The 20,235-nt window shown below is 60.4% G+C and carries 15 protein-coding genes; 6 read left to right on the top strand and 9 right to left on the bottom strand.

Annotated features, from left to right (window positions below; translation table 11 throughout):
- Positions 1-88 precede the first annotated feature (88 nt).
- Together narX and narL are read left to right on the top strand one after the other, a co-directional pair.
- On the top strand, positions 89-1,885 hold the full coding sequence (gene narX, locus ACWHWP_RS13530) for a nitrate/nitrite two-component system sensor histidine kinase NarX (RefSeq protein ID WP_447855803.1): 1,797 nt from the start codon (positions 89-91) through the stop codon (positions 1,883-1,885).
- Complete coding sequence (narL, locus tag ACWHWP_RS13535; protein ID WP_008499531.1) at positions 1,878-2,528, top strand: two-component system response regulator NarL; 651 nt, start codon at positions 1,878-1,880, stop codon at positions 2,526-2,528. Before narX ends, narL begins: the two co-directional genes overlap by 8 nt.
- Before the next feature lie 3 nt (positions 2,529-2,531).
- On the opposite strand, the gene ACWHWP_RS13540 is transcribed toward narL, so the two are convergent.
- The 7 genes from ACWHWP_RS13540 to nasR all read right to left on the bottom strand — a co-directional run bounded on the left by ACWHWP_RS13540 (position 2,532) and on the right by nasR (position 14,957).
- Positions 2,532-3,941 carry a YchO/YchP family invasin gene (locus tag ACWHWP_RS13540; RefSeq protein ID WP_447855804.1) on the bottom strand — a complete coding sequence of 470 codons (1,410 nt, stop codon included), beginning with the start codon at positions 3,939-3,941 and terminating at the stop codon, positions 2,532-2,534.
- 202 nt (positions 3,942-4,143) lie between these two features.
- Complete coding sequence (locus ACWHWP_RS13545; RefSeq protein WP_447855806.1) at positions 4,144-6,621, bottom strand: nitrate reductase; 2,478 nt, start codon at positions 6,619-6,621, stop codon at positions 4,144-4,146.
- The gene (gene nirB, locus ACWHWP_RS13550; protein WP_447855807.1) at positions 6,618-10,607 is read right to left on the bottom strand and encodes a nitrite reductase large subunit NirB; all 3,990 of its coding nucleotides are present in this window, start codon (positions 10,605-10,607) and stop codon (positions 6,618-6,620) included. Before nirB ends, ACWHWP_RS13545 begins: the two co-directional genes overlap by 4 nt.
- 10 nt (positions 10,608-10,617) lie before the next feature.
- Positions 10,618-11,406, bottom strand: coding sequence for an ABC transporter ATP-binding protein (locus tag ACWHWP_RS13555; RefSeq protein ID WP_047348225.1), 789 nt, complete (start codon positions 11,404-11,406; stop codon positions 10,618-10,620).
- Between the two features lie 9 nt (positions 11,407-11,415).
- On the bottom strand, positions 11,416-12,294 hold the full coding sequence (ntrB, locus tag ACWHWP_RS13560) for a nitrate ABC transporter permease (protein WP_447855808.1): 879 nt from the start codon (positions 12,292-12,294) through the stop codon (positions 11,416-11,418).
- A gap of 2 nt (positions 12,295-12,296) precedes the next feature.
- Positions 12,297-13,544 (bottom strand): CmpA/NrtA family ABC transporter substrate-binding protein, encoded by a 1,248-nt coding sequence (locus tag ACWHWP_RS13565; protein WP_447855810.1) that lies wholly within the window; start codon positions 13,542-13,544, stop codon positions 12,297-12,299.
- A gap of 228 nt (positions 13,545-13,772) precedes the next feature.
- Positions 13,773-14,957, bottom strand: a complete 1,185-nt coding sequence (gene nasR, locus ACWHWP_RS13570) for a nitrate regulatory protein NasR (protein WP_447855811.1) — start codon at positions 14,955-14,957, stop codon at positions 13,773-13,775.
- Between the two features lie 72 nt (positions 14,958-15,029).
- Here nasR and ACWHWP_RS13575 point away from each other — a divergent pair, with 72 nt between their 5' ends.
- The 3 genes from ACWHWP_RS13575 (at position 15,030) to ACWHWP_RS13585 (ending at position 17,725) form a co-directional block, all read left to right on the top strand.
- Positions 15,030-15,383, top strand: coding sequence for a DsrE/DsrF/TusD sulfur relay family protein (locus ACWHWP_RS13575; RefSeq protein ID WP_447855812.1), 354 nt, complete (start codon positions 15,030-15,032; stop codon positions 15,381-15,383).
- 106 nt (positions 15,384-15,489) lie between these two features.
- Positions 15,490-17,274 carry a methyl-accepting chemotaxis protein gene (locus tag ACWHWP_RS13580; protein ID WP_447855813.1) on the top strand — a complete coding sequence of 595 codons (1,785 nt, stop codon included), beginning with the start codon at positions 15,490-15,492 and terminating at the stop codon, positions 17,272-17,274.
- Positions 17,275-17,485: 211 nt separating this feature from the next.
- Positions 17,486-17,725, top strand: coding sequence for a DUF1883 domain-containing protein (locus ACWHWP_RS13585; protein WP_010432930.1), 240 nt, complete (start codon positions 17,486-17,488; stop codon positions 17,723-17,725).
- 30 nt (positions 17,726-17,755) lie between these two features.
- Here the strand turns inward: ACWHWP_RS13585 and ACWHWP_RS13590 are convergent, their stop codons facing one another.
- Positions 17,756-18,451 carry a gamma-glutamylcyclotransferase gene (locus ACWHWP_RS13590; protein WP_023344362.1) on the bottom strand — a complete coding sequence of 232 codons (696 nt, stop codon included), beginning with the start codon at positions 18,449-18,451 and terminating at the stop codon, positions 17,756-17,758.
- Positions 18,452-18,628: 177 nt separating this feature from the next.
- Positions 18,629-18,859, bottom strand: coding sequence for a putative cation transport regulator ChaB (gene chaB, locus ACWHWP_RS13595; RefSeq protein WP_008499518.1), 231 nt, complete (start codon positions 18,857-18,859; stop codon positions 18,629-18,631).
- A gap of 270 nt (positions 18,860-19,129) precedes the next feature.
- On the opposite strand from chaB, the gene chaA reads away from it, so the two are divergent.
- Entirely contained in the window at positions 19,130-20,230 is a 1,101-nt protein-coding gene (gene chaA, locus ACWHWP_RS13600; RefSeq protein ID WP_047348219.1) for a sodium-potassium/proton antiporter ChaA, read from the top strand.
- Positions 20,231-20,235 lie beyond the last annotated feature (5 nt).

Consider the following 20,235-nt stretch of genomic DNA (forward strand, 5'->3'; position numbering starts at 1 on the left):
ATCCTTTATTGGTATGGGTATACTCCAGGGTATGCACCAGAATAGCGCCATTCCTGCAAGCAGGCCACGTCAGGAGCACGCCCACGCTATGTTAAAAAGATGTTTATCACCGCTGACGCTCGTGAATCAGGTCGCTCTGATCGTTTTGCTGTCCACCGCCATCGGCGTGACCGGCATGGCGATCTCCGGCTGGCTGGTACAGGGGGTACAGGGTAATGCGCATGCCATTAATGAGGCAGGCTCGCTACGCATGCAGAGTTATCGTCTGCTGGCATCAGTTCCCCTGACGCAGGACGACAGGCCCCTGCTTGATGAAATGGAGCGCACGGCGTTCAGCCCCGAGCTGGAAAATGCCGCCATTCGCGCCAGTCAACAATCTCAGCTCAAAGCCCTTCAGGGGTACTGGCACACCCAGCTGCAGCCGGGCCTGAGACAGGCGCGCAGTACCGCGGCCGTTGCGCAGGACGTGGCGGGGTTCGTCTCGCGCATTGATGCGCTGGTCTCCGCTTTTGACCAAACTACCGAACTCCGCATCGACCGGGTGGTGATGGTACACCGCGCGATGGCGCTGTTTATGGGTCTACTGCTGATCTTCACCATCGTCTGGCTCCGCGCGCGGCTCCTGAATCCCTGGAAACAGCTGCTGGCGATGGCCCGCGCGGTCACCGCACGCGATTTTACGCAGCGCACGCATATCAGCGGGCGCAACGAGATGGCCATGCTCGGCCAGGCGCTGAATACCATGTCGGCTGAGCTCTCTGAGAGCTACGCGGTGCTGGAGCAGCGCGTTCAGGAAAAAACGGCGGGGCTTGAGCAGAAAAACGAGATCCTTTCCTTCCTGTGGCAGGCCAACCGTCGTCTGCACATGCAGGTGCCGCTATGCGAACGCCTCTCGCCGGTGCTGAACGGCCTGCAAAATCTGACCCTGCTTCACGACCTTGAGCTGCGGGTCTACGATGTCGAAGACGAAGATAACCATCAGGAATTTACCTGTCAGTCCGATATGTCCTGCGATGACAAAGGCTGCCATCTTTGCCCTCGCGGCCTGCCGCCGCTGACCTCCAGCGGCACCACCCTGAAGTGGCGGCTGACGGACAGCCACACCCAGTACGGTATTCTGCTGGCAACCCTGCCGGCGGGGCGTCACCTGAGCCACGACCAGCAGCAGCTGGTCGATACGCTGGTCGAACAGCTAACGGCCACGCTGGCGCTCGACAGACATCAGGAAAAGCAGCAGCAGCTGATCGTCATGGAAGAGCGCGCGACCATCGCCCGCGAGCTCCACGACTCTATCGCCCAGTCGCTCTCCTGTATGAAAATGCAGGTGAGCTGCCTTCAGATGCAGGATGCGGAGATGCCGGAAAGCAATAAGCAGCTGCTCAGCCAGATCCGCAACGAGCTGAACACCTCCTGGATACAGCTTCGCGAGCTGCTGACCACCTTCCGTCTGCAGCTAACCGAGCCGGGCCTGCGCCCGGCGCTGGAGTCCAGCTGTCACGAATTTAGCGCCCGGCTGGGGTTCCCGGTGAAGCTGGACTACCAGCTGCCGCCGCGGTTTGTCCCCTCCCATCAGGCCATACATTTACTGCAGATCGCCCGTGAAGCGCTGAGCAACGTGCTCAAGCATGCCGACGCGACGGCGGTAACGGTCACCGTCAGCCAGCACAACAATCAGGTGAAGCTGACGGTTCACGACAACGGCCGCGGCGTGCCGGAAAATGCCGAACGAACGAACCACTACGGTTTAATTATTATGCGAGACCGCGCCCAAAGCCTGCGCGGTGATTGCCAGGTTCGCCGGAGAGAGACGGGTGGCACGGAAGTTGTCGTCACCTTTATTCCCGAGAAACCGCTCATAACTGCTCAAGGAGAAACCCATGACTAATCAGGAACCGGCATCCATCCTGTTGATCGACGACCATCCGATGCTGCGTACTGGCGTAAAACAGCTGGTCAGCATGGCGCCCGATATCACCGTGGTGGGCGAAGCCAGCAACGGCGAACAGGGCATTGAGCTTGCCGAATCCCTCGATCCCGATCTGATCCTGCTCGATCTGAACATGCCGGGCATGAACGGTCTGGAAACCCTCGACAAGCTGCGGGAGAAATCGCTTTCCGGCCGCATCGTCGTCTTTAGCGTGTCGAACCATGAAGAGGATGTGGTCACGGCGCTGAAGCGCGGGGCGGATGGATATCTGCTGAAGGATATGGAGCCGGAAGATCTGCTTAAGGCGCTGCAGCAGGCTGCGGCGGGCGAGATGGTGCTCAGCGAGGCCTTAACGCCGGTCCTGGCCGCCAGCCTGCGGGCAAACCGCGCCACCTCCGACCGTGACGTCAGCCAGCTAACGCCGCGCGAGCGCGACATTCTCAAGCTCATTGCCCAGGGGCTGCCGAACAAAATGATCGCCCGCCGCCTGGATATCACCGAAAGCACGGTCAAAGTACATGTGAAACATATGCTGAAGAAAATGAAATTAAAATCCCGCGTTGAGGCCGCCGTGTGGGTCCATCAGGAACGCATTTTCTAGGGACTACTCCTCCGGCAGCAGCTTCCAGCGCGGGTCGTTGTCAGGTAATGCGACCAGCGGCTGCACTACGGTCAGCACGATCTCATTGGACGAGACGCGCTGGCCTTTCTCATCTTCCACTACCGCCGACAGGTGCCAGCGGTTTGTCGCCCCTTCGCTACCATCCCAGGCAGGCATTATCACGCTCCAGCCGTCGCTGCTGCTGCTTTTGGCCGGCGATGTCAGGCTCAACGCCTGGGTATCTCCCTGCCAGTGGATCTGGCGAATGCCGTGGGTGCTGCGAACCTGCAGCTTCAGCATGACGGTCTCACCCCCTTTCAGATCCCACGGCGGCGTTGCCAGCCAGACGGACAGCGTTTTGCGCTGACGGAACTCCATCACCGGCAGGCTACTGCGCTCCGGCGAATCATAGCGGCTGCCGCGCAGGGAACGCGTGGCGGCGACTTCACTGGCCGAAAGTTGCTTGGACAGCGGCACGCCAAAGCGGTAGTTGAGCTTCAGCCCGAGGTTATTCTGGCTCTCGCCGCTCTCGCCCTGCTTGTGCGCGGCGGTCAGCGTGACCAGCGGAACGGGGGTATAGTTGAGCCCCAGGTTGACGGCCACCGGGTTGTGATAGCCGGTTCCGCTGTTGAACAGGTCGACATTATCGCCAAAGTATTGCTCGAAGCTGACGCTGGTGTTCAGGTGATGGAACCACGGCAGCCAGGCGTTGGCCGTCACGTCGTACCCGCGCGCCATGCGCTGCTCCTGAACGTCGGAGCGCTCGCGCCAGCCGGCAAAGGGCTGATAATAGTTCGCTGACAGGCGCAGATTTTCCCCCCACGCCTCAGCGCCCAGCCCGGCACGCTGCAGGTTTTCGTCCAGCAGGTTATCGTAAAAGGTGTTGTAGCCCAGCAGCCATTTCCCGGCGACCCAGCGCTGCCCTATTCCGGCATTGCTGACCAGGCCATCCGTCTGCTGCGTCAGGCCAAGCTGGCTCCAGCTCAGATAGCGGTTAGTATCATTCCAGGGGATAAACCAGCTCCCGCTGCTGCCGTTAAATTTACCGTCGTTATCCACCAGTAAATTGACGCTGGCGTTCCCCCAGGGCGAAAGCCAGGACTCTATCTGCTGGTTCACTTCGCCGCTCACCGCGTCTCGTACCTGACCAAACGCGAACTGCCTCGCCTGCTCGCCGGTGGTGAGGCCGTTGTCGGTCATGCTGGCTTCACCAAACGCTTTGGCCATTTCAGCCAGGTGCTTCTCCCCCTCGCCCGTTGGCGCCGCCATGCCGAGGTCGGGCAAACTATCCCCATTATTATCAAAGGGATTCTGCGCCTGATGCATAAAGGAATTTGGCGCACCGTGAACGGCTCCTCCGGCCGTAAAAAGGGAGAGTATAAACAGCAAATGAGTGCGGGACGATACAGCCATCAACGTCGTAAATAAGAACCTATGTTCATAAGGCAATTCTTTTTATGTTAACGCGATAAGCAGTGAAATGCAGGCTTAACGGAAAATCCAGGATTATCCTGAACATTATTGTCGGGCGGCGGCTGCGCCTTACCCGACCTACGGGGCGACACGAATTTGTAGGTCAGTTAAGGCACAGCCGCCACCTGACACCCTTACACCGCTATCCAAACAGCCCTTTCAGCTCCGGCACGCAGGAGCCACAGTTTGTACCACAGCGCAGCGTCGCCCCCAGCGCGGTGACGGAATCACACCCTCCGGCAATCGCCTCTCGTATCGCGTTTTCCCCGACGCTGAAACAGCTACAGACAATGCGCCCCGGGTCCGCCGCCATGCCGGTGCCCTGGCCGTTCAGCAGCGCATGGCGCGCAGCAGGCGTTGAGGGTGGCGACTGAAAAGCGGCTTCTATTACCGCATGCGCCAGCGCCGGTAGCGCGGTGCCCTCCCAGAAACCCAGCATCAGTTGGCCTTCATGCCAGGCCAGCACGCTGCTGCGCTCACCGGTCTGAGCAATCTGCAGCTGCCAGCCCCGGCCGCTGGCGTAATCCATTATCCACGACAGCAGCGGTTTATCGCCCGCCACCGTCAGGCGTGACGCTTTGCGCCACCAGTAAACCGAAGCGGGCATTTCCAGCCGTTCGCGGGCGTAGAGTTCTCCCTGCCAGGCGGGCCGCCAGGGCATGATTCTGACGGCGGTTTGTTTACTCTCCGGCTGGCCCGAAACCGGATCGCAGCGCCCTTCCACGAGCGCATTCACCTTTCCCTGGCGGGCAAACCCGGCGTTCCAGTGCATCGGGGCATAGACCTCCCCTTCGCGCTGTCCGCCGCTGACGCGGACTTTGGCCACCATGACGCCGCGCGGCGAGCTGATGCGCGCCAGCTGGCCGTCGCACAGGGAAAACCGAACGGCGTCGGCGGGGCAAACCTCGACAAACGGTTCGGCGATATGCTGCATCAGTCTGGCCACGTATCCCGTTCGGGTCATGGTGTGCCACTGATCGCGGATGCGCCCGGAGTTGAGGATCAGCGGATATAATGCGCTGACCGTCGCACCGTGCGGCAGAGGGTTAACGGGGACGATGTTTCGGCGCGGAAACTCCCCCGTCGGCCACTGATAAGGCTCAAGCCGCTGCCACTCCTCACGGGTCAGAGCATCCAGGTCATGAAGATTTAGCGCCCGCGCGCCGTCATTTTCAAAGGCCGTCAGCGCCGCATGCTCGCAAAAAATTTCGTGCGGATGTTGCCAGGCAAACGCGTCGCCGTAGCCCAGCTGCTTTGCCACCTGCGCGACGATCCACCAGTCTGGCTTTGCCTCGCCCGGCGCGGGCAGAAACGCGCGCTGGCGCGAAATGCGCCGTTCCGAGTTAGTGACCGTGCCGTCCTTTTCTCCCCAGCCCAGCGCCGGAAGGCGAATATGGGCAAACCGACCGGTGTCGGTATCGTTCATCACCTCAGAGACAATCACCAGCGGGCAGCCTGCCAGCGCCTGACACACCGCGTGGCTGTCCGGCAGCGAGACGGCAGGGTTGGTGCCCATGATCCACACCGCCTTCACCTCGCCGCGGGCAATGGCGTCAAACAGCTCCACCGCCATCAGTCCAGGGGTTTGCGCAAGCCGTTCCGTTCCCCAGAAACGCGCCACCCGCGAGAGATCCTCAGGCTCAAAGCTCATGTGCGCCGCCAGCTGATTTGCCAGCCCGCCCACTTCCCTTCCGCCCATCGCGTTAGGCTGTCCGGTCAGCGAAAACGGGCCGCAGCCCGGACGGTTAAATTTCCCGCTGGCAAGGTGAACGTTAATGATGGCGCTGCATTTGTCGCTGCCGCTGGAGGACTGGTTAATCCCCATGGTGTAGAGCGTAACTGCCCGGGGCGCCGTCATAAACCAGTCGTAAAACGTGCCAATATCCTGCGGCGAGAGGCCGCAAAACGCCGCCACGCGGGATATCGGCCACGCGTCCGTTCCCTGAATCACGTTAAGCAGACCGACAAACAGCCCGGCGTCGCTGCCGGGCGCGAGCGCCAGATGAAGGTCGGCAATATCACACGTGGCGGTTCTGCGCGGGTCGATGACCACCACCTTCATCTCCGGGTTGTTGTGCTTTGCCTGCACCAGCCGCTGATACAGCACCGGATGCGTCCAGGCCGCGTTTGAGCCAGCCAGCACCACCAGATCACTGCTTTCCACATCCTCATAGCTGCACGGCACGACGTCTTCACCGAAGGCGCGTTTATAGCCGACGACCGCCGACGACATGCACAGCCGGGAGTTAGTATCAATGTTCGCCGCGCCGATAAACCCTTTCATCAGCTTATTGGCGGCGTAGTAGTCCTCGGTAAGCAACTGCCCGGACGCGTAAAACGCCACCGCCTGCGGCCCATAAGCGTCGATGATGTCCCGCAGCCGTTCGCCTGCCGCCCCCAGCGCCTGCGACCAGCCCACCTCAACGCCGTCAACCACCGGGTGCAGCAATCGTCCCTGCAGGCCCGTCGTTTCCCCCAGGGCTGCCCCTTTCACGCACAGCCGTCCCGCATTCGCGGGATGGGCTTCATCCCCCCGAACGGTGACCGTTTCGCCTTCCACGCGGGCGACCACGCCGCAGCCCACCCCGCAGTAGGGGCACGTTGTCCGGGTTTCCGTCATGAGGCCTCCGCACGCATCACCAGGGCGTCGTTTCCGACCCACACTTTGCCGTCTTCAATTTTGACCGGCCAGGTGCGCACCGCGGGTTCGCCGCTCTCCACCTGACAGCCGTCGCGCAGGCGAATGCGCTGCTTATACAGCGGGGAGATCACCACCGGCTCCCCCGCCGCATCGCCAAGAATGCCGCGGGAAAGCACGTTCGCGTTGCTGCCCGGCTCCCGATCGTCGAGGGCGTAAACGAACTCGCCAAAGCGGAACAGCGCAATCGGCTTACGCCCAAGCCGCGCGCCAATGCCCGCCTGCTCCGGAATGTCGTCGACGCCGCAAATTTCCTGCCAGCGCGCGTTGCGATCCACTGCGGCGTCATTCACAGCGGTGCGGAACAACGCCAGACGGTTCGGATCGTTAAGCGTGGTCTGCCATTCGCACTGGTAGGTTTCCACCACCCGGGCCATCTCCTGCTCCAGCTCGTGGGCGATGCCCAGGCTGTCGTTAAGGATCACCTCCCGCAGATAGTCGAGACCGCCTTCCAGATTATCCATCCAGGTACTGGTGCGCTGCAGGCGATCTGCCGTGCGGATGTAGAACATCAGGAAACGGTCTACGGTGCGGATCAGCGTTTCGTCGTCCAGATCGCTGGCGAAGAGATCCGCATGGCGCGGCTTCATGCCGCCGTTGCCGCACAGATAGAGGTTCCAGCCTTTGTCCGTGGCGATGACCCCAACGTCTTTACTCTGCGCCTCGGCGCATTCGCGGGTACAGCCCGAGACGGCCATTTTGATTTTGTGCGGGGCGCGCAGGCCCTTGTAGCGGTGCTCCAGCCTGACCGCGAGGCCGGTGGAGTCCTGCACCCCGTAGCGACACCACGTCGACCCTACGCAGGATTTCACCGTGCGCAGGGATTTCCCGTAGGCATGCCCGGTTTCAAACCCGGCCTCCACCAGCGCCTGCCAGATCTCCGGCAATTGCTCAAGGGTGGCACCGAAGAGGTCGATACGCTGGCCGCCGGTGATTTTGCTGTAAAGGCTGTAGCGTTTCGCAATCTGGCCGATGGCAATCAGCCCGTCGGCGGTCACTTCCCCTGCGGGCATGCGCGGCACGATGGAGTAGGTGCCGTCCTTCTGGATGTTGGCGAAGTAGCGGTCGTTGGTATCCTGCAGCGGCAGGTGTGACGGTTTCAGCAGATATTCATTCCAGCACGAGGCCAGCACCGAGCCCACCAGCGGCTTGCAGATCTCACATCCGTGCCCCTGCCCGTAGCGGCTAATCAGCTGGTCGAAGGTGCGGATATGGTTAACGCGCACCAGGTGGTAAATCTCCTGGCGCGAGTACGGGAAGTGCTCACAGATATCCTTTTTCACCTCCACGCCCTGCGCGGCAAGCTGGAACTCCATCACCTGCTTCACCAGCGCGCTACAGCCCCCGCAGCCGGTGGCTGCTTTCGTACACTGTTTAATGGCCCCCATCTCCGTCGCACCGCCGCTCACCGCCCGGCAGATATCGCCTTTGCTGACGTTATGACAGGAGCAGATCTGCGCGCTTTCCGGCAGCGCCGCCACGCCGAGCGCTTTCGGGGCGCTGCCGGACGACGCGGGTAAAATCAGCGTCTCCGGCTCTTTTGGCAGAGCTATCCCGTTGAGCATCATCTGCACCAGGGTGGCGTATTCGCTGGCATCGCCTACCAGCACGCCGCCAAGGAGCGTTTTTCCGTCGTGGCTCACCACCATTTTCTTGTAGATTTGCTGCGGGCCGTGCGTCCACTGATAGCTCAGCGCGCCCGGCGTGCGCCCGTGCGCGTCGCCGAACGAGGCCACGTCCACGCCCAGCAGCTTGAGTTTGGTGCTCATATCCGCGCCGGTAAAGGTTTTATCCTCCCCCGCCAGCGCGGCGGCGGCCACCCGCGCCATCTGATATCCGGGCGCGACCAGTCCGAAGATTTTCCCCTCCCACAGCGCGCATTCGCCGATGGCAAGCACGTTCGGATCGGAGGTCAGGCAGCCGTCGTCAATGCAGACCCCGCCGCGCTCGCCGATAGCCAGCCCGCAGCTGCGCGCCAGCGCGTCCTGCGGACGAATGCCCGCAGAAAAGACCACCATGTCCGTTTCCAGCTGTTCGCCGTCGGCGAAGCGCAGCACCAGCCCGCCGTCCGCGGGGACGATCTCCGTCGTCGCTTTACGGGTGTGAACGCCGACGCCCAGCGCCTCGATTTTTTTGCGCAGCATCGCCGCGCCGTCGCCGTCGAGCTGAACCGCCATCAGATTGGGGGCAAACTCCACCACGTGGGTTTCCAGGCCCAGCTGTTTCAGGGCGTTAGCCGCTTCCAGCCCGAGCAACCCACCGCCAATCACCACGCCGCGGCGGGAGCCTGCCGCATGGGCCGCAATCGCGTCCAGATCGTCAAGAGTGCGGTAGACAAAGCAGCCCGGCAGATCGTTGCCCGGTACGGGCGGGACGAACGGGTATGAGCCGGTCGCCAGCACCAGTTTGTCCCAGTGGGTTTCATGCCCGCTGGCGCTGCGCACCACACGCGCGTCGCGATCGATAGCGACGATCTGCTGCGACAGGCGCAGCTCAATGCCGTTGTCGGCAAAGAAATCGCCCTCCACCAGCGAGAGCGACTCCGCGCTGCGGCCGCCAAAATACTCGGAGAGATGCACGCGGTCGTAGGCGGCATAGCGCTCCTCGCCAAAGACGACTATCTGATACTGCTGATGCAAATTGCGGCTGACGCAATCTTCGAGGAAATGATGGCCGACCATACCGTGCCCAACCACCACCAGAGTAGGTTTTGTCATAGCGTTCTGTCCTGCAACCTGCGGTTGCGTAGTGAAACGATCGAACAGCCAGTCCGCGTGGGCGGGCGCAGCCGTTGCCAGTAAATCGGTAAATGTCGCCGCGCTGCGGCAGTCGCCCATCAGCAGCACGCCAGCCAGCGCGCCGCGATGAATCAATAAACGTCGGTAGTGGCGGGTCAGCGGATCCCATGCGCTCCAGACCACGTCGTCCGCCTGCTCCGCGACGCGACCGGCGGTGAACAGTTCGATTCCCGTCACCTTGAGCCGCATCCCGCTGTCCGCTGGGGCAAAAGACGCTCCACCTTCACCGGCCAGCCGGGCGGCGAGGATATCCGCCTGCGCCAGACAGGGCGCAACCAGGCCAAAGGTCTGGCCGTCGATCTCGCAGCATTCACCAATAGCGCTGACGTTCGCCGCGGAGGTCTGCATCTGCGCGTTAACCACAATGCCGCGGGCGCAGCGGACGCCGCTGGCTTTTGCCAGTGAGATGTTGGGCAGTACCCCCGTTGTCAACACCACCCGTGCGGCGCTCATTCGCTTACCGTCAGATAACGTCACCGAATCCGCCGCGATGGACGCAATCCCGGACGACAGCGCGCAGCGCACCCCGCGCTCCGCCAGCGCCTCCTCGAGCAGGAAGCCAGCCTTCCGATCCAGCTGTTGTTCCATCGGCCACACCCCGCGATGCACCAGCGTGACGTTGTCACAACTGTTTGCGAGCGCCGCCGCGGCCTCAACGCCGAGCACGCCGCCGCCCAGCACCACCGCCGGGCCGGAGAGGGTCTGAATCGCGTCGATATCCGCCAGCCGACGAAAGGTAAACACATGAGACGCGTCGCCGCCGGGGATGGGGGGCACAAACGGCGTGGAACCGGTGGCAAACACCAGCTCATCCCAGGCCAGCGTGGTTTGTGCAGTACGGACCAGCCGATTCGCCACATCTACCGCGAGCACCTTTTCTCCCCTTCGCACCGTCACCCCCCGGGCCTCATACCAGGCGTCATCCTGCAGGCGGATCTGCTCCGCCTGTTTTTCCCCGGCCAGCACCGGAGAGAGCAAGATGCGGTTGTACGCGTGTTCAGGCTCGTCGCCCAGCACGGTAATCGCGAAGCGACCGGGAGCACGCTCCGTCAGCGAGGCAATCAGCCGCGCTGCTGCCATCCCATTGCCGATAACGATCAGTCGCGTCATGGCTGCCCCGTTACGCCGCTTTGGGCTGTTTTTCATAGAGGAAATGCAGGATCTGCTGGCGCAGATGGTGATACCGGCTGTCGTCCGCCAGCTGCACCCGGTTACGCGGGCGCGGCAGGTCAACGTTCAGGATCTCCCCGACGGTCGCCGCCGGGCCGTTGGTCATCATCAGCACGCGATCGGAGAGCAGCACCGCCTCGTCCACGTCGTGGGTGATAAGCACAATGGTGGTGTTAAGCGCCTGCTGGATCTGCATCACCGAGTCCTGCAGATGGGCGCGGGTCAGCGCATCCAGCGCGCCGAAGGGTTCGTCCATCAGCAGCACTTTCGGCTTCATCGCCAGCGCGCGGGCAATCCCGACGCGCTGCTTCATGCCGCCGGAGATCTCCCCCGGACGCTTATGCATGGCGTGCCCCATCTGCACGCGATCGAGATTGTGTTCAATCCACTCCCGGCGCTCCGCCTTGCTCATGGTGTGGCGAAACACGTGATTCACCGCCAGGGCAACGTTGTCGAAGCAGGTGAGCCACGGCAGCAGCGAATGGTTCTGGAAGACCACGGCACGCTCCGGCCCTGGCCCGGCAATTTCGCGGTTGTCGCAAATTAGCCCGCCTTCCGTCGGCAGGGTAATGCCGGCGATAAGGTTCAGCAGCGTCGATTTGCCGCAGCCGGAGTGGCCAATCAGGCTCACGGTTTCGCCTTCGTGAATATCAAAAGAGACGTTCTGCAGCGCCAGAAACTCGCCGCTGGCGGTGGAAAAACGCTGGCTCACGGCCTGGACCTGAATTATCGGTTTCATCTTCGCTCCTTATTTTTCCTGCCAGCTAAAGCGGCGGGCGATCAGCATCAGCCCCTGCTCCAGCAGTAAACCGACCACGCCAATGATGACGATGGCGATGAGAATGTTTTCGACGTTGAGGTTGTTCCACTCGTTCCAGATCCAGAAGCCAATCCCTAAACCTCCGGTCAGCATCTCGGCGGCGACAATCACCAGCCAGGCAATGCCGATCGACAGGCGCACCCCGGTCAGCACCGCCGGCAGTACCGCGGGAAAAAGAATGCGGCGCATGATGGTCCACTCGGAGAGCTGCAGCACGCGGGCGACGTTGAGGTAGTCCTGCGGGATGCGGCGCACCCCTTCGGCGGTATTGATCACCATCGGCCAGATTGAGCAGATAAAAATAGTCCAGCTGGAGGCCGGTTCCGCTTTCTGGAACAGCAGCAGGCCGATAGGCAGCCAGGCCAGCGGGCTGACCGGGCGCAACAGCGCGATGAGCGGGCTGAACATGCGTGAGAAAAAGGTGAAGCGACCAATCAGGAAGCCGAGCGGGATCCCGGCGAGCGCGGCCAGGCCAAAGCCCACCGCCACGCGCTGCAGCGAGGCGAGCACGTTCCAGCCGATGCCCATGTCGTTGGGTCCGTCACGGTAAAACGGATCGGCGAACAGCGTGAGTGCCGAATCCAGGGTGCTGAGCGGCGTCGGGAATCCTTTGCTGTTGATCGCGGCCAGCTGCCAGAGCACGACCAGCAGCCCCAGCCCCAGAAACGCCGGGATGATGCGCTGAAGGATGCCGTTAATCCGGCGCGCGAACGTCGGCGTACGGCGGCGAATCTGCACCTGAGGCAGAATAATCACCTCCCCACTCTCCGGCGTCTCGTGTGATGTCGTCTTTTGCAGTTGCTGCATAATCAGGCCCCTTTACGATGAATGGCGAAACGGTTGGCGTATCCTTCCGGGTCGGTACCGTTCCAGACGGTGCCGTCCATCAGTGTGCTGCTGCGCAGCGGTGACGCCGGTGCGGTAATGCCTCCCACCGCCGCGGCGGCATCCTGCCAGACCGCGGTCTGGTTAATGCGCTGTGCAATGCCCGCGTAGTCCGGCGCGGATTTAAGCAAGCCCCAGCGGCGGAACTGGGTTAAGAACCACATGCCGTCGGAAGGATACGGATAGCTGACGGCCCCCTCGTTAAAGAAGCGGATCGGGTGGGCGTCCTGCCAGCGCGTGCCCAGGCCGTTGTCGTACTCACCCAGCATCCGCCCGGTGAGGTACTGTTCTTTGGTGTTCAGCCACGCCCGGCGGGAGAGGATCTGCGCGGTCTCGCGTTTGTTTTCCGGGGAAGCATCAATCCAGCGCGCCGCCTCCAGCACCGCGCTGACCAGCGCCCGCGCGGTATGCGGGTTTTTCTCCACCCACTCGCGACGCGTGCCGAGGATTTTTTCCGGATGGTCGGCCCAGATGGACTGCGACGTGGCGGCGGTATAGCCGATGCGGTCGTTGATGGCGCGTGCGTTCCACGGCTCGCCGACGCAAAAGCCGACCATGTTACCGATGCGCATGTTCATCACCATCTGCGGCGGCGGTACCACCACGGTGCGAACATCGTCAAACGGGTTAATGCCCGCACTGGCCAGCCAGTAGTAAAGCCACATGGCGTGTGTCCCCGTCGGGAAGGTGTGCGCGAAGGTGTAGGTGCCGGGCGCCTGCTGTCCAATCAGTTTTTTCAGGCCGTCGAGGTCGCGAACGCCCTTCTCCGCCAGATCGCCTGAGAGGGTAATCGCCTGGCCGTTCTGGTTAAGGGTCATCAGGTTCGCCATCTGCTGCGGCTTACCGGCAATACCCAGCTCCAGCCCGTACAGCAGACCGTAGAGAATGTGCGCGGCATCCAGCTCGCCCGCCACCAGCTTGTCGCGCACCGCCGCCCAGCTCGCCTCTTTGGTGGGCACGATGGTAATGCCGTATTTTTTATCAAACCCTTTCAGCGCCGCGATAACCACCGGCGCGCAGTCGGTCAGCGGGATAAACCCGATGCGTACCGTTTCCTGCTCCGGTTTATCCGAGCCTGCCGCCCACGCGGCCTGCATGATACCCGGTAACAGCATTGCGCCACTCGCCAGCATGCTGGCCTGCAAAAACCGCCGTCTCGACAAATCCGCCATGACCACTCCCGAAAAAAAGCCAAAAAAAAGCGCCCGACGGTGCCGAAGCACCGCTGGACGCCTTTATCCCGAAGACGAATGCACCGCCGTTGGCGCATCGTCAAAAATGGTTAATCAGATAATGCAAAGTGAATGCCAGGTTTTAACACGCTGTTTTCGCGGCGCTAACGGCCATTTTCCCGCCTTCTCGCACCTCAATCAGGCACAAAATGCCCGCTAACCGTGCAGCTACTCCTTTGGGGTTACCTGCCAAAGAGTCTTCACCATCAGCAGCGCGCGGGCGATATCCACCATCCGCTGGTTCTTGTCCATCGCCATTTTGCGCAGCGCCGTCCACGCCTGTTCCTCACTCATATTCTGATGAGTCATCAGCACGCTTTTCGCTTTATCAATGGTTTTGCGCTCTTCAAGCGTATCGCGCAGGGACGCAAGCTGACGCGAAAGCTGCTCTATCTCACGCGCCTGCTGGCGCACCAGGGTGAGTAAGGGTTTTTCCGGATAGCGGACGGGCGGCTCGTCCTGCTCATCGGCAGGAGGCGCGTACGCCTCGTCACGGTAAATACGCTCGTCCACCGCGACTATCAGATCGGCGATGATCGTCTCCTCCAGCGCGCGCAGATGCTCAAGGCGCGCGGTTTGCAGGGCAAACCAGGCCAGCGCGGTATGGCCATCGTCTGCGGCAGGCTGGCGGGTGCAGGCCACGCGCCGCAGCTGCTCCGTTTCACGATCGGGCTGGCAGTTCAGGGAAAAGGTGGTCTGGACGTCGGCGGCGCTGTGCGAGAGAAAGATCTCAAAACAGGCCTGCTGTCCGTCGATGCGGTCAACCAGCCGCTGGCGGGTCACATCATCGAAAAAGCCCTGCGTGAAGCCAATCGCCCCCAGCGCCCGCTCCTGTCCCGCCAGCTCTTTTCCCTGCATCAGGCTATAAAGGGCAACAAAACGCCCGGCGATTTGCGGATCGTCAATGCTGTCATTGAGCTGCGGCACGATACTAAGCAGATGGCGAAGCATGCGGGAGTAGTGCTCCATCGCCTGCGGTGCGGTTACCGTTCGCTTAATCACACCGTCACGCAGCGCGGGGAGCATCTCCAGGCTTAGCAGCGCGCCGCCGATGCGTTCGCAGACGGAACTTCCCGGGATCGGAGACTGTGCTTCAAGCGTGCCGTAAAGTGCAGCGAGGTTTTCATCCACCAGCGCCCGGCTGGCCTTGCATTCAGGGGCATAAAGCTTACCCTGTGAGCAGAGCCAGACGTTGGACGCCCCGCGCTCGCACTGTAACATGTGCGCCAGCTGGCTAATGCCATGCACAAGCACGCCCAACTGTGCCAGCTTGCTGAACTGCTCCCGGCGCATCACCTTTGCGCGCTGGAGCCATTCGGCGGCCCCTGGCAAAATGCCAGCCATTAATGTCATGCTTACTCTCCAGAACAGCGAAACTCGGGAAAGTTAAGCAATATTCGTGCCTTTATAAGAACAGGAGTCAACATGCAAAAGATTGTGATCGTCGCCAGCGGTGCGGCCTACGGCAGCGAATCCCTTTTTAACAGCCTGCGTCTGGCCATTGCGCTGCGTGAAAAAGAGAGCGACCTGGCGTTACGGCTCTTTTTGATGTCGGACGCGGTGACCGCCGGGCTGAAGGGCCAGAAGCCGGCAGAGGGCTATAACATCCAGCAGATGCTGGAGATCCTGACCGCGCAAAACGTGCCGGTGAAGCTGTGCAAGACCTGCGCCGACGGCCGCGGCGTTACCGGCCTGCCGCTGATTGAGGGTGTCGAAATCGGTACGCTGGTTGAGCTGGCCGAGTGGACGCTGTCCGCCGATAAAGTATTAACTTTTTAATAATAAACCCGTAAAAATATTATTTTCTTATGGACGCGGTTTCAGCATCAAGTTTACCTGCGGGGTTGCCGATAGGCATGGAAACAACACAGCAGGTATTTCACTTATGTTCAGATCCATTCGTGCACGCATCATCGTCGCGACGGCAGGCTGTCTGGTCGTCGCCCTTCTCCTGAATACCGTTATCAACTTCCAGGTCACGCGCCAGGATAACCAGCAGTCCCAGCGCGATATCCTGACCAGCACCAGCGCCAGCCATAGCACGGCGATTGCCGACTGGGTAAAAAGCAAGATGACGGTCATTGCCTCCGCGCAGAGCATTGCGCTGAGTGACGACCCGGTTCCGGCGTTTAAACAGCTCGCGCAGGCGGGTGGATTCACCAACGTCTATGTCGGCTACGCCAGCAAAACGGCGAAATTCTCCGAGCCTGCGGGCGTCCCGGCGGATTATGACCCGACCATTCGCCCCTGGTATCAGCAGGTGGTCAGCACGGACGGCCCGGTCGTCACGGCGCCCTACGTTGACGCCGGTACCGGCAAACTGGTGGTGACCTTCGCCGTGCCGGTGAAAGAAAACGGCACCCTGAAAGCGGTTGTGGCGGGCGATGTGGCCATGGACAGCGTGGTGGCTAACGTACGCGGGATCCATCCTACCCCGGCCAGCAGCGGGTTACTTCTGAACAGCGATGGCAGCGTTATTGCGGCTAACGATCCGGCCCTGACGCTTAAACCGTTTGCTGAGACGATCAAGGGCATCGATTTTGCTGCGCTAAAAGGCGGTAATCCGGTCGACGGAACGCTGAACGACGTCGAGAAAACCTTCGTGGCGACAGCCGTGCCGGGCACGAACTGGCTGCTGGTCGTCGCCCTCGACAGCGGCGACGCCACCTCCGGCATGCATTCCCTGCTTAAAGCGTCGGCGATTTCGCTGGTGATCCTGGCGCTGCTGAGCGCGGTCATCGTCCATTTCCTGATTGCCCGCCTGCTGAAGCGTCTGTCTGATATTCGCGACGCGATGCACAACATTGCCAACGGGACCAACGATCTGTCGCAGCGACTTCCGGACAGCGGCGAGGACGAAGTCGCGCAGATTGCTCAGGCCTTTAACGCCTTCAGCGATAAGCTCTCGGTGGTGATGGTACAGCTTCGCGATGCCAGTGAATCGGTGAAAAATGCCGCGCAGGAGATTGCCGCAGGTAACCAGGATCTCTCCGGGCGTACCGAGCAGGCGGCGTCCAGCCTGCGCGAGACGGCGAGCGCCGTGGAGCAGATCACCGCCTCGGTGACGCAGTCCAATGAATCGGCAGCCGAAGCGAACGACCAGGCAAGCAAGGCCTCCGCGGCCGCGGCGCGCGGCGGTGAGGTGGTATCGCAGGCGATCAGCACCATGCAGTCCATTGAAGTCGCGTCGGCAAAAATTGGCGATATCACCAGCGTGATTGACGGTATTGCTTTCCAGACCAACATCCTGGCGCTGAACGCGTCTGTAGAAGCGGCCCGTGCCGGGGAGCAGGGTCGCGGGTTTGCCGTGGTGGCAGGCGAAGTGCGTAACCTGGCGAGCCGCAGCGCCCAGGCGGCGAAAGAGATCAAATCGCTGATTGATTCCACCACCGACAGCGTGGCTACCGGCTCCCGCTACGTGCATCTGGCAGGCGAAAGCATGGATGAGATCCGCTCCAGCATCGGCAGCGTCTCCGGCATCATGCGCGAAATCTCCATCGCCACCAGCGAGCAGATGAAAGGCATTCACGAGATCAACCACGCGGTGACCCATCTCGACCGCATGGTGCAGCAGAACGCCGAGTTGGTGGTGGAGTCCGCCGCCGCCGCGGGTGCCCTGCAGAGCCAGGCGGGCGACCTTGCTGAAACCGCCGGCCATTTCCGCATTTAATGTTCTTCCGGCGCGCGTTTAGCGGGTAAAACGCGCGCCAGCGGAAATTTTGAGGAATTTTGTCATTTTTGTTTAATCGTTATGCCATTTTTTGATCAAAATCAGCATCCCGACCCTCCCCCTTTGGTGTTATGCCATGAGTGAATTGTGAACAACATCACGCTCGGATATGGCAGCAGGGAGAGCGTTGTTTAAGACTACGGGGTAAAAAATGGCACTGGTAAAAACAAGTTTGAAACTGTTTGGCGGGGATACGGTAGTGGTGCGTTGCTCAGAACGCTGTCGTATTCATCTGATGAGTTCGAAAGCGCAAAAACAGTCCCAGGCGGATATTCTGACCGTACAGGACGATAAGGCCTGGCTTACCGTGCCGTATACCGGCACGTGGGATGTGCTGATCGACAGCCACAGTCAGTCGCTGGAGCATTCCGTCAGCTACGTGGCCGCATAAAATCAAACGCCCGGCGAGCCGGGCGTATTATCAGGCAAAACCCGGTCGCAGCGTACCGTTGAGCGGGTTCCCTTCCAGCAGCGCCTTCACCTTCACCACCAGCTCATTCAGACAATCGTCCTTCATGCCGAGGCGGGTCAGCTCCTGATCGAGGGAGAAGAGATACTGCGCGTTGGTGCCCAGCGGCCCGCTGGCGGCGGCAATTAGCGGGGCAATCACCTGCGTGCGGGTGTCCGCTTCATACAGCGGGTGGCGCGGGTCCATAATAAAGACCAGCGCATTGACGGTGCGTCCGTCATCCAGTTCCAGCTTGCACCAGCTTGGCATATAGCAGCCGGTGATCATTTCACGCTTCCAGAGCAGCGTGAGCTCCTCTTCCAGCGTGGCATCCGGAAGGCGATACGCTACGCCCGTGGTGCGTCCGCCCTCTTTCAGTGCAAGCATGCGTCCCGGCTGGCACGCGCTGCCGCGTCCGGCCGTCAGGCGCAGGCAAAATGCCCGATGCCAGCCAGGGAGCGTACCCGTTGCCGATTCGACAAATTCCAGAGCCGGGTTCCACATCAGCGAACCGTAGCCAAAAATCCATACCGGGCCATCATCCGGGCGGCAGGCAAGCGTAGCAGCGAGCGACGCCGCACGTTGTTCAGCTGACCAGAGAAGCGATTCCTCAATAGCACCAAATGCCGTCTTACAATCTGCCTTCATTAAGAAATCACGCGTTAACACTTTCCACCTCCGCCACTGCATGCTTCCTTGCGACATCTGTAATTCGCCTTCCCGGCCTTAGGTGCTGGTCATTTTGCCAGCAGTTAAATAACGATAAGCAATTAGCGGACCAGTTGCAATACAACGAAAGTTCAACCGCCTGAAAAGTCAAAATGAAGGCAGCGAATAATTTCACGGCTATTTCTTTTTATGCCATTTATCATCGTCCCCTTTCTCATATTCATGTTTTACTGCGGCCCAGGCGACTTTGTGCGCCGTCTCTTCACGGCTGGCATCATCCCGGCGATCGTCCTTATCTTTGTACTGATCCCAGGCGCTGTTAAACGCCTCTTTGTAGATATCCTGCGCGTGAGCGGGAAGCACGTTTTGTACGTTATCCGGTAATTCGCGTTTCGTTTTATAGGGCATCACTAACCTCTCTTTTGGCTAAAGAGATAAGTGTGGACGACGATACGTCAGGGTGCCACCCGACAGAAATTTATGGATAACTATGAATTATAATTTGCTGTTATTTAAAGAGTATTAAATGCAAATTACGCATTATAGACATCAAGCAGTGAAATTATGACAAAGGGTAAAATTAAGTAAAAAATAAAGGGTATTTAACAGAGATCTGTTAATTTAATGACCTCAAAAATGTATCTATAATTACAAGCACCTGCATTGATGGAGAAGCACATGACAGCAACACACGAGGCGGTAAAGACCCGCCACAAGGAGTCGTCACTCATTTTCCCGGTTCTGGCACTGGCTGTGCTGCTCTTCTGGGGAAGCAGTCAGTCACTGCCAGTGGTGGTTGGTATCAATATTCTGGCTCTGGTCGGTATTTTAACCAGCGCATTTAGCGTTGTTCGCCATGCGGACGTACTGGCCCACCGTCTGGGCGAACCGTACGGATCGTTAATTCTCAGCCTTTCCGTTGTTATTCTCGAAGTCAGCCTGATTTCCGCGCTTATGGCGACCGGTGACGCCGCACCGACGCTGATGCGCGACACGCTCTACTCAATCATTATGATTGTGACGGGCGGCCTGGTGGGCTTCTCTCTGTTACTGGGCGGACGCAAATTCGCAACCCAGTACATGAACCTGTTCGGCATTAAACAGTATCTGATTGCCCTCTTCCCGCTGGCGATTATTGTGCTGGTCTTCCCGATGGCGCTGCCGGGCGCAAACTTTTCTACCGGCCAGGCGCTGCTGGTCGCGCTCATTTCCGCCGCCATGTACGGCGTATTCCTGCTGATACAGACGAAAACGCACCAGAGCCTGTTTGTGTACGAGCATGAAGACGACGGCGACGACGATGACCCGCACCACGGTAAGCCGTCGGCCCACAGCAGCGCGTGGCATACGGTTTGGCTGATCGTACATCTGATTGCGGTGATTGCCGTGACCAAGATGAACGCCAACCCGCTCGAGACACTGTTAACCGAGCTGAACGCGCCGGTGGCGTTTACCGGCTTCCTGGTGGCGCTGCTGATTCTGTCCCCTGAAGGGCTGGGCGCGCTGAAGGCCGTATTGAACAATCAGGTTCAGCGCGCAATGAATCTCTTTTTCGGCTCGGTACTGGCGACCATTTCACTCACCGTACCGGTGGTGACGCTGATTGCCTTTATGACCGGCAACGAACTGCAGTTTGCGCTGGGCGCACCAGAGATGATTGTGATGGTGGCATCGTTACTGCTGTGTCAGATTTCGTTCTCTACCGGGCGCACCAACGTGCTGAACGGGGCGGCGCATATGGCCTTGTTTATTGCGTATCTGATGACGATATTTGCGTAGCCTTT

The sequence above is a fragment of the Enterobacter sp. WI-ESBL-E8 genome (genome assembly GCF_053364895.1).